The following is a 13167-nucleotide window of genomic DNA, read 5'->3' on the forward strand; positions in this document are numbered from 1 at the left end:
CCTACATGAGATTATTACGCTGCATAAAACCCTCCCCGCCCAGTTGATTCATCTGGCGCATAATCCACGCCTGTCGGCTTCGCACGTAGCCTGATGGGGCACTGGCTTTAAAACGGATGGGATTAGGTAAAACAGCGGCCAATAGCGCAGCTTCTGACATACTTAGACGGCTTGCAGGCTTATTGAAATAACGCTGCGCAGCGGCTTCCACACCAAATACGCCGTCGCCAAACTCAGCGATATTGAGATAGACGGTCAGAATGCGTCTTTTACTCCAGACCGTTTCCATCCCCAGGGTCAACCCCGCTTCCAGCCCTTTTCGCACCCAGCTTCGACCCTCCCATAAAAACAGATTTTTGGCCGTCTGCTGCGACAACGTCGACGCACCGCGCACGCGATTTTCGTGGCGTTCGTTATGAGCAAGCGCCTTCTCAATGGCCGCCACGTCGAACCCCCAGTGCTCCGGGAATTTCTGATCCTCTGCCGCGATGACTGCCAGCCCCATGAACGGTGAAATCTCGTCCATGCTTACCCAGTCGGAATGGGCAACATAGCGGAAATCCCCAGAAAGCCATGCGCCAATCTGGCGCTCAACCATCACAGCAGAGAAAGGGACCGGTACGATGCTGAATAAAGCAATCCCGCCGCCCCAGAAGACCGCCAGTACGAGCAGAGCTCTCAGCAGGATACGCTTTAACCTTGCACCGGGACTGAACTTACGACTCATTCAGCAAGCACCAGCACTCTGTCCACCAGCTTTTCAATGCCCGTGGCTGCTTCAGCAATATTCTGCGCCAGCATGTATGCAGGTGTGGTAATAATTTTATTGTCTTCGTCCACCACGATGTCATCGACAGGACACGGCACATGTTCGCCGCCCATATCCTCAACAATTTCAGCAGTGTCGATGTCGGTCCCAATGGTCAGGCGCAGTGGGAAATCAAAAATTTTCGGCAGCATCGCCGGGGCAATACAGATAAAACCCTGCGGTTTACCCGCAGCGTGCATCGCACGTGACAGCGCTTTTAAATCCGGATCAACATGGCACTCTGCCCCCTGGGAAGCAAAGCTGCTCAGGTTTTTCGCTGCGCCAAACCCGCCTGGCACAATTAACCCATCAAGCTCTGAAGCATTAGCCTGATTAAGAGGGTGAATATCGCCGCGAACAATGCGTGCCGCTTCAATCAGCACGTTACGAGTTTCCGCCATCGGCTCGCCGGTCAAATGATTAATTACATCAGTCTGGCTTTTATCCGGCGCGAAGCAGACAACATCAGCTCCGTTTCGGGAAAGCGCCAACAATGTGATGACGGCTTCATGAATCTCTGAACCGTCGTAAACACCGCATCCGCTCAGCACGACACCAATCTTTTTCATCATCAGGTTCCTTCTTTGCAACTCGCTGAAGCACATTAATAATTTTGATTAAAACGCTATGCTTCACACATTTCACTGATTCATGTAACAAACCATTTAAGATTTGCTATCTTATCTGCGTGCGGCCTAAATTTTTCAGGCGGCGCCCATTCGAAAATAACTTGAAAAAACAGGCGCAGCCAAGATTTCCCTGGTGTTGGCGCAGTATTCGCGCACCCCGGTTAAGCCGGGGTCATTTTTTTCTGGCGTCGACCCAGGCTTTAAGTACCGCAACATCGTTTTGCCACTCTTGTTTCATCTCTTCGACCCAATCACCCACGTTATCTTCCCATGCAGGTAAATCAGGCGACTGAATCTGTTGTCCCAGCTGTTGCAGGTGACGCAGGCCAACCGAGCCGGCCGCACCTTTGATTTTATGCCCTTCTTCCACAATGCCTTTCTGGTCTCGTGCCGTCAGGTTTGATTCCAGCACACTCAGATAGCCAGGCATCATCTTTTCGAACACGGCCAGACCGTCGGTAATCAGTTTTGGACCAACCAGATCGATATACTGCTCCAGCATCGCGGTATCGAGTATCGTTTGGGCTTTTGCGCTATCAACAGACGTCATGGTGCTCTCCTCTTCATCACGGGTATCCCAGAACTTCTTGATCATGGCGGTCAGGGCAGGCACCGCCAGCGGTTTGCTAAGCACATCATCCATACCGGCATCGAGGTACTCTTTTTTGTCTTTCAGCACGTTCGCCGTCAGCGCGACCAGCGGCGGCAGATCGTCAGCGGCATACTTGCTCGTCAGTTCACGCGAGATATCCAGCCCGGTCATATCCGGCAGTTGAATATCCAGCAAGACGAGGTCATATTCACCCGGTTTAAACATCTCCAGCGCGGCTTTACCGGTCATTGCCACGTCCACACTGTTACCCAGTTTTTCCAGCACCGAGCGTGCCACAATCACGTTCAGCTCGATGTCTTCCACCAACAGGACGTGCAGCGCGGGCAGCGGCATATCATCGTTTTCAAAGGTATCCTCAACCTCTTCAGCCACCGCTGGCGCATGTACCGTCAGCGTGAAGGTCGAGCCTTTGCCCGCCTGGCTGGTTACCGTAATGTCCCCGCCCATACTCTTCGCAAGCCGTTTAGATACCGCCAGGCCAATGCCTGTACCGGTGGCAGGTTTCCCGCCGTTGCTGTCTTTCACCTGGTAGTACATCGCGAAAATTTTGTCCTGCTCCTCCTGCGGAATACCAATCCCGGAGTCTTCCACCTCGAAGTGCAGCATGTCACCTTCGTCATAGCGGATGCGCACCGCAACCTGCCCCTTCTGGGTAAATTTCACGGCGTTACTGATAAGGTTCCACAGGATCTGGCGCAGGCGGGTACCATCCGTAACCACTTTATGCGGCAGTGGCAGGGAGGGTTCCATCACAAAACTCAGCCCCTTCTGCTGTGCCTGCAGACCGGACAAGTTTTCCAGATCGGCCATAAAGCTGGTGAAATCAACCGGCTGGTTATCCAGCTGGACTTTACGGCGCTCCATCTTATCCATGTCGATAATATCATTGAAGATATTCCCCAGCGTGACCGCCGAGACATGGATCGTTTTGAGGTATTTTTCCTGCTCCGCGGTCAGATCGGTATCCAGCAAAATACGGCTCAGACCGACAATGCCATTAAGCGGCGTACGCAGTTCGTGGCTGATGGTGGAGATAAAGGTGGTCTTATCGCGGCTGGCACGCTCCAGGGCATCCTGATAGCGCTTACGCTCGGTAATATCGCGACCAAAGCCCATCAGGCCATGACGTTTCCCGACACGGTCGTAGTAAGGCACTTTACGGATCTCAAAGCAGGCTTTGCGCCCGTCCGGGTAATCCAGCCACTGTTCATAGGTCAGCGAGACGTTGTGGCGGAAGACTTTTTCATCTGTCTCCATGACCTTGGCCGCCGCCTCCTCAGAATAGACATCCTGAGGTTTCAGGTGAATCAGCTGCTTTTCACTTTTCCCGGTCAGCAGCTCCATCGCCCGGTTACAGCCGGAGAACTCTTTGTCTTCGTTACGGTAGAAAACCAGATCCGGTGAAGCATCGAGGAACGAACGCAGGAAAGAGGATTGCTGCTCAAGCTGGATCTGCGTCACCTCACGCTCTTTCATTTCGATTTTAAGCTGCTCCAGTGTGGCCTGACGTTCGGCTTCCGCCTTCTCACGATCTGAAATCTCCTGGTTCAGCTGCGCAATGTTATCTTTGAGCTGAACATTGAGCTTCAGGTCGCGCTCGCGCATCTCTTCCAGTTTATCGACCAGTTTTGACAAGCGCTGACGGGATTCTTCCAGCTGTTCAACCACCACGGAGAGGAAGTAGACCGCCCAGGGGGTAATGAGCAAGCCAAAGAAGATGGAGCGGATAACGTCGATACTCTCAACCTGACCATGCAAAACCATGGTGACGGCCATCTGCACAACGATGGCCAGAACGACCAGTGCCAGCGCAAGCAGCATGGAGAAACGCACCAGCCCGAGCTTCATCATCAGGTCGACGTAGTACTGGGCAAGCATTCGAATTTGCTTCATAGAGGATCCCTTCACGACTTTATCGCTCAATAATACTCAAATTCGCGGCGGGGCGTTGAAGGTTGTGAGAAAAAGTGCGGGGTGAAACAGGAGATTAGCCTCGCTCCCGGTTAACCGGAAGCGAGGAGAGGTCAATCAGGAGCGTTTCAGAAGCAGCCAGAGGCTGATCAGGAGGAAACTGGCGCTTGGCAGCAACGCACCAATAATCGGTGGGATGCCGTAAACCAGCGTCAGCGGGCCGAAGATCTGGTCGAGCACGTAGAATACAAAGCCAAAGCTGATACCGGTTACCACACGTACACCCATCGGCACACTACGCAGGGGGCCGAAGATAAACGACAGCGCCATCAGCATCATCACCGCCACGGACATTGGCTGGAAGATCTTGCTCCACATGTTGAGCTGATAACGTCCGGCATCCTGGCCGCTCGACTTCAGGTATTTCACATAGTTGTGTAAACCGCTGATAGAGAGCGCATCTGGATCCAGAGCCACAACACCGAGCTTATCCGGCGTTAGGTTCGTCTTCCACGTGCCGGAAACCGTCTGAGAACCGGTGATCTGTTTCGGGTCTGTCAGGTCAGACTCATCTACCTGTGACAAACGCCACTGCTTATGTTCGGGATCAAACTTCGCCGATGAGGCGTGTTTGACAGACAGCAAACGACGCTGGTCGTTGAAGGTGTAGATACTCACGCCGCCTAACTCATCGTTGCCTTTTACGCGTTCAATGTAGACGAAGCTTTTTCCGTCTTTAGCCCACAGACCTTGCTGAGTGGAAAGCAGAGAGCCGCCGTACATCGCCTGAGCACGGTAGTTACGCGCCGTTTGTTCACCTTGCGGTGCCACCCACTCGCCAATCGCCATGGTCAGCAGCACCAGAGGGATCGCGGTTTTCATTACCGACAGCGCAACCTGCATACGGGTGAAGCCCGATGCCTGCATGACGACCAGCTCGCTGCGCTGGGCCAGCATCCCCAGCCCCAGCAGCGCACCTAACAGTGCTGCCATCGGGAAGAAGATTTGCACATCTTTCGGCACGCTGAGCAGGGTGTACATCCCCGCGCCCATCGCGTCATAGCTCCCCTGCCCGGCTTTTTTCAGCTGATCGACAAATTTGATAATGCCGGAGAGCGACACCAGCATGAACAACGTCATCATGATGGTAGTAAAAATGGTTTTACCGATATAGCGATCAAGAACGCCAAACGCCTGCATTAGATGGCTCCTTTACGCGAGAATCGGGCACGTATGCGGCGCACTGGCACCGTATCCCACAGGTTTAATCCCAGCGCCAGTAAGATGTACAAGCTGTTGACGACCCATGTCCAGACCATGGGATCCAGCTTACCCTTAGCACCGTTTGAGCGAATCGAGGTTTGCAGCAGGAAGTAGATCAGGTACAGCAACATCGCCGGCAGCATGGAGAGCACACGTCCCTGGCGAGGGTTGACCACGCTCAGCGGAACCACAATCAATGCCATCATAAACACCGTAAAGACGAGAGTAATTCGCCAGTGGAACTCAGCGCGCGCTCTGTCGGTATCGGTATTCCACAGCGTACGCATGTCCATTTGCTCGGTATCCGATGGGTCGAGCGCCACAGCCTGATGACCAATAATGGCCTGGTAGTTCTGGAAGTCCGTGATACGGAAGTCACGCAGCATCGCGGTACCTTCAAAACGGGTACCTGTATTCAACGTCACAATTTGCGAACCATCTTTGCGCTGAGCAAGCTGGCCAGAGTCGGCGACGACCACCGACGGACGTGCGTTACCTTTCGTACGCAGCTGCGCCAGAAATACGTCGTTGAATTTACTGCCGTCTACGCTCTCAATAAACAGCACAGAGTTACCGTCAGTCGCCTGCTGGAACTGCCCCTGGGCTAATGCCGCCATGCCGGGGTTCGCTTTCGCTTCGGCCAGCACTTCGTCCTGATGACGGGAGGACATGGGACCTGCCCACATTACATTCACCGCCGCAACGATACCGGTGAACAGCGCCAGTATCATCGCGGCCTTCACCAGCACGGCTTTGCTCAGACCACAGGCATGCATCACCGTGATTTCACTCTCGGTGTAGAGCTTACCAAGCGTCATGAGCAGACCAAGGAAAAGACTTAGCGGCAGGATAAGCTGCGCCATTTCCGGGATCCCTAAACCAAGCAGGGAAAGCACCAGATTCGTTGGAATTTCGCCGTCAACGGCCGCACCGAGGATCTTAACCAACTTCTGACAGAAAAAAATCAGCAGCAGGATGAAGAGGATCGCCAGTTGGCTTTTGAGCGTCTCCCGCACCAGATATCTTATGATTATCACTTTAAATACGCCCGTAAAAACCCGTCTCTTTGCTGGAAAATCGCTTGTTTCATGGCTTAAACGTCATTTATTCTCTTGAGTCGTCGAAATCATCGCTAAGATTAAAACACCCGGCGGATTCACGCTTCAGGACTTTTTTCTGACGTGTCGAAACCGTAATAACGTAAGATTAACACGAAGTCACCACAACAGCGGACATGAGTTACGAAAGCTTTCAATTCTATCTGTAGCTGCCGCCGTTGTCTTTAAGATTCAGGAGCGTAGTGCATGGAGTTCAGTGTAAAAAGCGGTAGCCCGGAGAAACAGCGGAGTGCCTGCATCGTTGTGGGCGTCTTTGAACCACGCCGACTCTCCCCGATCGCCGAACAACTCGATAAAATCAGTGACGGCTACATTAGCGCCCTGCTGCGCCGTGGCGAACTGGAAGGTAAACCTGGGCAGACGCTGTTACTGCACCATGTTCCGAACGTACTGTCCGAGCGCATTCTGCTGATTGGCTGTGGTAAAGAGCGCGAGCTGGATGAACGCCAGTATAAGCAGGTGATTCAGAAAACGATCAATACGCTGAATGATACCGGTTCAATGGAAGCTGTCTGCTTCCTGACAGAACTGCACGTCAAAGGCCGTAATACCTACTGGAAAGTTCGCCAGGCTGTCGAAACAGCAAAAGAGAGCCTGTACAGCTTCGATCAGCTGAAGACCAATAAAAGCGAGCCGCGTCGCCCGCTGCGTAAAATGGTCTTCAACGTGCCAACCCGTCGCGAACTGACCAGCGGCGAACGCGCTATTCAGCACGGTCTGGCGATTGCGGCTGGCATTAAGGCGGCGAAAGATCTCGGTAACATGCCGCCTAATATCTGTAACGCCGCGTATCTGGCATCCCAGGCGCGCCAGTTGGCTGATACCTACAGCAAGAATGTCATCACCCGCGTTATCGGCGAACAGCAGATGAAAGAGCTGGGGATGCACTCATATCTGGCCGTCGGTAACGGCTCTCAGAACGAATCCCTGATGTCAGTCATCGAATACAAGGGCAACCCGTCCGAAGATGCACGTCCAATCGTGCTCGTCGGCAAGGGCCTGACTTTCGACTCCGGCGGTATCTCGATCAAACCTGCCGAAGGCATGGACGAGATGAAATACGACATGTGCGGCGCAGCAGCCGTATACGGCGTGATGCGTATGGTCGCAGAACTTCAGTTGCCGATTAATGTCACTGGCGTACTGGCAGGCTGCGAAAACATGCCTGGCGGTCGCGCTTATCGTCCGGGTGACGTCCTGACCACCATGTCTGGCCAGACGGTTGAAGTCCTGAACACTGACGCCGAAGGCCGTCTGGTGCTGTGTGACGTGCTGACCTACGTTGAGCGTTTCGAACCTGAAGCGGTCATCGACGTGGCTACTCTGACCGGTGCCTGCGTGATCGCGCTGGGCCATCACATTACTGGCCTGATGTCGAACCACAACCCGCTGGCACACGAACTGATTGGTGCCTCGGAACAAGCTGGTGACCGCGCATGGCGTCTGCCGCTGGGTGATGAGTATCAGGAGCAGTTGGAGTCTAACTTTGCGGATATGGCGAACATCGGCGGCCGTCCTGGTGGTGCTATCACCGCAGGTTGCTTCCTGGCACGCTTCACCCGCAAGTACAACTGGGCACACCTGGATATCGCGGGCACCGCATGGCGTTCCGGTAAAGCCAAAGGCGCAACCGGTCGTCCGGTCGCGTTACTCTCGCAGTTCCTGCTGAATCGCGCTGGGTTTAACGGCGACGAGTGATGTAAAACGCCGGGTGGCACTACGCTTACCCGGCTTTGCATTTAAATCCATGACAAGAAGCCCCATATATGAAGAATGCAACGTTCTACCTTCTGGACAACGACACCCATCAGGATGGCCTCAGCGCCGTCGAACAGCTGGTGTGTGAAATTGCCGCAGAACGTTGGCGAGCAGGCAAGCGCGTTTTGATTGCCTGCGAAGATGAACAGCAGGCTATACGGCTTGATGAAGCGTTGTGGGCACGTCCGCCTGAGAGTTTCGTGCCGCATAACCTGTCTGGCGAAGGTCCGCGCGGCGGTGCGCCGGTCGAAATTGCCTGGCCGCAAAAGCGCAACAGCAGCGCGCGCGATATTCTGATTAGCCTGCGGATAGATTTTGCAGATTTTGCCACCGCTTTCACAGAAGTGGTAGACTTTGTCCCTTACGAAGAATCTTTGAAACAACTGGCGCGCGAACGCTATAAAGCGTACCGCCTGGCTGGTTTTAACCTGAATACGGCAACCTGGAAATAATGGAAAAGACATATAACCCACGCGATATCGAACAGCCGCTTTACGAGCACTGGGAACAGCAGGGCTATTTCAAGCCTAACGGCGACGAAAGCAAAGAGTCCTTCTGCATCATGATCCCGCCGCCGAACGTCACCGGCAGTTTGCATATGGGTCATGCTTTCCAGCAGACCATCATGGACACCATGATCCGCTACCAGCGCATGCAGGGCAAAAACACCCTGTGGCAAGCGGGTACTGACCACGCGGGTATCGCGACCCAGATGGTGGTTGAACGTAAAATTGCCGCGGAAGAAGGTAAAACTCGCCACGACTACGGTCGCGACGCGTTCATCGACAAAATCTGGCAGTGGAAAGCGGAATCTGGCGGCACCATTACCCGTCAGATGCGTCGTCTTGGCAACTCCGTGGACTGGGAGCGTGAGCGCTTCACCATGGATGAAGGCCTGTCCAACGCCGTTAAAGAAGTCTTCGTCCGTCTGTATAAAGAAGACCTGATTTACCGTGGCAAACGCCTGGTAAACTGGGATCCGAAACTGCGCACCGCAATTTCTGACCTGGAAGTGGAAAACCGCGAGTCTAAAGGCTCCATGTGGCATATCCGCTATCCGCTGGCTGACGGTGCAAAAACCGCCGATGGTAAAGATTACCTGGTGGTCGCGACGACTCGTCCGGAAACCCTGCTGGGCGATACCGGCGTGGCTGTTAACCCGGAAGATCCACGTTATAAAGATCTGATCGGCAAATTCGTGGTGCTGCCGCTGGTTAACCGCCGTATTCCGATCGTGGGCGACGAACACGCCGACATGGAAAAAGGTACCGGCTGCGTGAAAATCACCCCGGCGCACGACTTTAACGACTACGAAGTCGGTCGTCGTCACGCCCTGCCAATGATCAACATTCTGACCTTCGACGGTGATATCCGTGAAAGCGCAGAAGTGTACGATACCAAAGGCGAAGAAACTGACGTTTACTCAAACGCTATCCCGGCAGAATTCCAGAAAATGGAACGTTTTGCCGCGCGTAAGGCGATTGTGGCTGCCGTTGACGCACTCGGCCTGCTGGAAGAGATCAAACCTCACGATCTGACCGTGCCGTACGGCGACCGCGGCGGTGTGGTTATCGAGCCAATGCTGACCGACCAGTGGTACGTGCGTGCTGACGTACTGGCGAAACCGGCTGTTGAAGCGGTTGAAAACGGCAGCATCCAGTTCGTGCCGAAGCAGTACGAAAACATGTACTTCTCCTGGATGCGTGATATTCAGGACTGGTGTATCTCCCGTCAGCTGTGGTGGGGTCACCGCATCCCGGCATGGTACGACAACGAAGGCAATGTCTACGTTGGCCGCACGGAAGACGAGGTTCGTCAGGAAAATAACCTGAGCGCTGACGTTGCGCTGCGCCAGGACGAAGACGTGCTGGATACCTGGTTCTCTTCCGCGCTGTGGACCTTCTCCACCCTCGGCTGGCCAGAAAACACCGACGCGCTGCGTCAGTTCCACCCGACCAGCGTAATGGTTTCCGGTTTCGACATCATCTTCTTCTGGATTGCCCGCATGATCATGATGACCATGCACTTCATCAAAGATGAAGACGGTAAACCACAGGTTCCGTTCCATACCGTTTACATGACCGGTCTGATCCGTGACGACGAAGGCCAGAAGATGTCCAAATCCAAGGGTAACGTGATTGACCCGCTGGATATGGTTGACGGTATCTCTCTGGAAGAGCTGCTGGAAAAACGCACCGGTAATATGATGCAGCCGCAGCTGGCTGAGAAAATCCGCAAGCGTACCGAGAAACAGTTCCCGAACGGGATCGAGCCTCACGGTACTGACGCCCTGCGTTTCACCCTGGCGGCACTGGCTTCTACTGGCCGTGACATCAACTGGGACATGAAGCGTCTGGAAGGTTACCGTAACTTCTGTAACAAGCTGTGGAACGCCAGCCGCTTCGTGCTGATGAACACCGAAGATCAGGATTGCGGTTTTAACGGCGGCGAGATGACTCTGTCTCTGGCGGATCGCTGGATCCTGGCGGAATTCAACCAGACGGTGAAAGCATTCCGCGAAGCGTTGGACAGCTACCGCTTCGATATCGCGGCAGGCATCCTGTACGAATTCACCTGGAACCAGTTCTGTGACTGGTACCTGGAGCTGGCGAAGCCAGTGATGAACGGCGGTTCTGAGGCGGAGCTGCGCGGCACGCGCAACACGCTGATTACCGTGCTGGAAGGTCTGCTGCGTCTTGCGCATCCAGTCATTCCATTCATCACCGAAACCATCTGGCAGCGTGTGAAAGTGATTGCTGGCATCAACGCAGACACCATCATGCTGCAACCATTCCCGGAATTCGATGCGGCGAAGGTTGATGACGCTGCGTCAGCAGATACCGAATGGCTGAAACAGGCGATCGTTGCAGTACGTAACATTCGTGCAGAAATGAACATCGCTCCGGGTAAACCGCTGGAATTGCTGCTGCGTGGTTGCAGTGAAGCTGCTGTTCGTCGTGTCACCGAGAACAACACCTTCCTGAAAACCATGGCGCGTCTGGAAAGCATCACTGTGCTGCCTGCAGATGATAAAGGTCCGGTATCCGTGACTAAAATCATCGACGGCGCAGAGCTGCTGATCCCGATGGCGGGCCTGATCGACAAAGACGCCGAGCTGGCTCGTCTGGCGAAAGAAGTGGCAAAAGTCGACGTGGAAATTGGCAAAATCGAAAGCAAGCTGGCGAACGAAGGCTTTGTGGCCCGCGCGCCGGAAGCGGTCATCGCCAAAGAGCGTGAGCGTCTGGTTGCTTTCGCCGATGCGAAGACCAAACTGATTGAGCAGCAGGCAGTGATTGCCGCCCTGTAATGCTTTTACCCCTTACGCTTCAGGGCGTAAGGGGTAACCTTCCTGAAAACTCCTCGCTTGCACTCCCCTTTCTGCGGTGCTATTAACAGCAGTTATGTGTCAATTTTTGTAATGAGTAATGCTATGAGCGTGATTACCCCCGTCGCGACGACGATGCGTCGGATCACTGAGCAGGATAACCCGGCTATTGCCGCCGTTATCCGCACCGTTTCTGCCGAATATGGCCTGACGGCTGACAAAGGCTACACGGTTGCAGACCCAAATCTGGATGAGCTTTTTCAGCTCTACAGCCAGCCAGGGCATGCCTATTGGGTAATCGAGCAAAATGGTCTGGTTGTGGGCGGCGGCGGCGTGGCGCCACTCAGTTGTAGCGAGCCGGATATCTGCGAACTACAGAAAATGTATTTCCTCCCAACTGCACGCGGGCAAGGACTGGCGAAAAAGCTGGCACTGATGGCCCTGGAACACGCACGTAAGCAGGGTTTTACGCGCTGTTACCTCGAAACAACCGCCTTCCTCAAAGAGGCCATCGGCCTGTATGAACATCTGGGCTTTGAGCATATTGGTGCACCGCTTGGTTGTACCGGCCACGTCGATTGCGAAGTCAGGATGCTGAAAAATCTGTAAATAATATTGCCGCCCTCTTCTGTTAAGCGGTGCTGAACTGAATGCTCTACACTCTCAGTTCACACCACAACGGGGGAAACACGATGTCGAAGATAAAAAGCTACGCCGCACCGCAGGCGGGTGCAGAACTTGAGCTTTACGAGTACGATGCGGGCGAACTAAAAGCAGAAGACGTCGAAGTACAGGTTGATTACTGCGGGATCTGCCACTCGGATCTCTCGATGATCGACAACGAATGGGGCTTCTCCAGCTACCCGCTGGTTGCCGGACACGAAGTGATTGGCCGCGTCGTGGCGCTCGGTAGCGCCGCGCAGGACAAAGGACTGAAAGTGGGTCAACGCGTGGGCATTGGCTGGACAGCACGCAGCTGTGGCCACTGCGATGCCTGTATCAGCGGTAATCAGATCAACTGCCTCGAAGGCGCCGTTCCTACCATACTTAACAAAGGTGGTTTTGCCGATAAGCTGCGCGCCGACTGGCAATGGGTCATTCCACTGCCGGACAGCATTGATATCGAATCCGCCGGTCCATTGCTGTGTGGTGGTATTACCGTCTTCAAACCTCTGCTGATGCACCATATCACTGCCACCAGCCGCGTGGGCGTCATCGGTATTGGCGGACTGGGGCATATCGCCATCAAACTGCTGCACGCGATGGGCTGTGAAGTCACAGCGTTCAGTTCAAACCCGGCGAAAGAGAAAGAAGTGCTGGCGATGGGTGCAGACAAGGTAGTGAACAGCCGCGATCCGCATGCGCTGAACGCGCTGGCAGGCCAGTTTGATCTCATCATCAACACCGTCAACGTCGATCTCGACTGGCAGCCGTATTTTGAAGCGCTGGCCTACGGCGGTAACTTCCACACCGTAGGTGCCGTGATGAAGCCGCTGCCCGTTCCGGCGTTTACCTTGATTGGCGGGGATCGCAGCGTGTCCGGCTCTGCCACCGGTACGCCATTCGAGTTGCGCAAACTGATGAAGTTTGCCGGACGCACCAAAGTGGCTCCGACTACTGAGCTGTATCCGATGTCAAAAATCAACGAAGCGATCCAGCACGTGCGTGACGGCAAAGCCCGTTATCGCGTGGTGTTGAAAGCGGATTTTTGATTTTCACGCGGACATCATGTTTGCAGGCCG

Annotated in this window: 10 protein-coding genes; 5 read left to right on the plus strand and 5 right to left on the minus strand. The window is 54.3% G+C overall.

All coding sequences use genetic code 11. The features are described from left to right. Position 1: 1 nt before the first annotated feature. From mtgA to lptF, 5 genes are all read right to left on the minus strand, one after another. On the minus strand, positions 2-727 hold the full coding sequence (gene mtgA, locus LCD46_20225; protein ID UOY70329.1) for a monofunctional biosynthetic peptidoglycan transglycosylase: 726 nt from the start codon (positions 725-727) through the stop codon (positions 2-4). After that, complete coding sequence (gene elbB, locus LCD46_20230) at positions 724-1377, minus strand: isoprenoid biosynthesis glyoxalase ElbB (GenBank protein UOY73014.1); 654 nt, start codon at positions 1375-1377, stop codon at positions 724-726. The genes mtgA and elbB overlap by 4 nt, the downstream gene beginning before the upstream one ends. A gap of 232 nt (positions 1378-1609) precedes the next feature. After that, positions 1610-3943 carry an aerobic respiration two-component sensor histidine kinase ArcB gene (arcB, locus tag LCD46_20235; GenBank protein ID UOY70330.1) on the minus strand — a complete coding sequence of 778 codons (2334 nt, stop codon included), beginning with the start codon at positions 3941-3943 and terminating at the stop codon, positions 1610-1612. A 135-nt stretch (positions 3944-4078) separates the two neighbouring features. Continuing rightward, positions 4079-5161 carry an LPS export ABC transporter permease LptG gene (gene lptG / locus LCD46_20240; GenBank protein ID UOY70331.1) on the minus strand — a complete coding sequence of 361 codons (1083 nt, stop codon included), beginning with the start codon at positions 5159-5161 and terminating at the stop codon, positions 4079-4081. After that, on the minus strand, positions 5161-6261 hold the full coding sequence (gene lptF / locus LCD46_20245; protein ID UOY70332.1) for an LPS export ABC transporter permease LptF: 1101 nt from the start codon (positions 6259-6261) through the stop codon (positions 5161-5163). The genes lptG and lptF overlap by 1 nt, the downstream gene beginning before the upstream one ends. Before the next feature lie 267 nt (positions 6262-6528). Here lptF and pepA point away from each other — a divergent pair, with 267 nt between their 5' ends. The 5 genes from pepA (at position 6529) to LCD46_20270 (ending at position 13137) form a co-directional block, all read left to right on the plus strand. Further along, complete coding sequence (pepA, locus tag LCD46_20250; protein UOY70333.1) at positions 6529-8040, plus strand: leucyl aminopeptidase; 1512 nt, start codon at positions 6529-6531, stop codon at positions 8038-8040. A 68-nt stretch (positions 8041-8108) separates the two neighbouring features. Next, positions 8109-8552, plus strand: a complete 444-nt coding sequence (gene holC, locus LCD46_20255; protein ID UOY70334.1) for a DNA polymerase III subunit chi — start codon at positions 8109-8111, stop codon at positions 8550-8552. Continuing rightward, on the plus strand, positions 8552-11407 hold the full coding sequence (locus LCD46_20260; GenBank protein ID UOY70335.1) for a valine--tRNA ligase: 2856 nt from the start codon (positions 8552-8554) through the stop codon (positions 11405-11407). Before holC ends, LCD46_20260 begins: the two co-directional genes overlap by 1 nt. A 123-nt stretch (positions 11408-11530) precedes the next feature. Continuing rightward, positions 11531-12034, plus strand: coding sequence for a GNAT family N-acetyltransferase (locus LCD46_20265; GenBank protein ID UOY70336.1), 504 nt, complete (start codon positions 11531-11533; stop codon positions 12032-12034). 83 nt (positions 12035-12117) lie between these two features. Then, positions 12118-13137 (plus strand): NAD(P)-dependent alcohol dehydrogenase, encoded by a 1020-nt coding sequence (locus LCD46_20270; protein ID UOY70337.1) that lies wholly within the window; start codon positions 12118-12120, stop codon positions 13135-13137. The last annotated feature ends 30 nt before the right edge of the window (positions 13138-13167 follow it).

Origin of the sequence: Enterobacter ludwigii (assembly GCA_023023105.1) — a bacterium.
Lineage (GTDB): Bacteria > Pseudomonadota > Gammaproteobacteria > Enterobacterales > Enterobacteriaceae > Enterobacter > Enterobacter adelaidei.

Bases quoted from the DNA above. Each gene is read 5' to 3' on its own strand.
- arcB (UOY70330.1), bottom strand. From the start codon at position 3,943: ATGAAGCAAATTCGAATGCTTGCCCAGTACTACGTCGACCTGATGATG.
- holC (UOY70334.1), top strand. From the start codon at position 8,109: ATGAAGAATGCAACGTTCTACCTTCTGGACAACGACACCCATCAGGAT.
- mtgA (UOY70329.1), bottom strand. From the start codon at position 727: ATGAGTCGTAAGTTCAGTCCCGGTGCAAGGTTAAAGCGTATCCTGCTG.
- elbB (UOY73014.1), bottom strand. From the start codon at position 1,377: ATGAAAAAGATTGGTGTCGTGCTGAGCGGATGCGGTGTTTACGACGGT.
- LCD46_20265 (UOY70336.1), top strand. From the start codon at position 11,531: ATGAGCGTGATTACCCCCGTCGCGACGACGATGCGTCGGATCACTGAG.
- lptG (UOY70331.1), bottom strand. From the start codon at position 5,161: ATGCAGGCGTTTGGCGTTCTTGATCGCTATATCGGTAAAACCATTTTT.
- LCD46_20260 (UOY70335.1), top strand. From the start codon at position 8,552: ATGGAAAAGACATATAACCCACGCGATATCGAACAGCCGCTTTACGAG.
- pepA (UOY70333.1), top strand. From the start codon at position 6,529: ATGGAGTTCAGTGTAAAAAGCGGTAGCCCGGAGAAACAGCGGAGTGCC.
- LCD46_20270 (UOY70337.1), top strand. From the start codon at position 12,118: ATGTCGAAGATAAAAAGCTACGCCGCACCGCAGGCGGGTGCAGAACTT.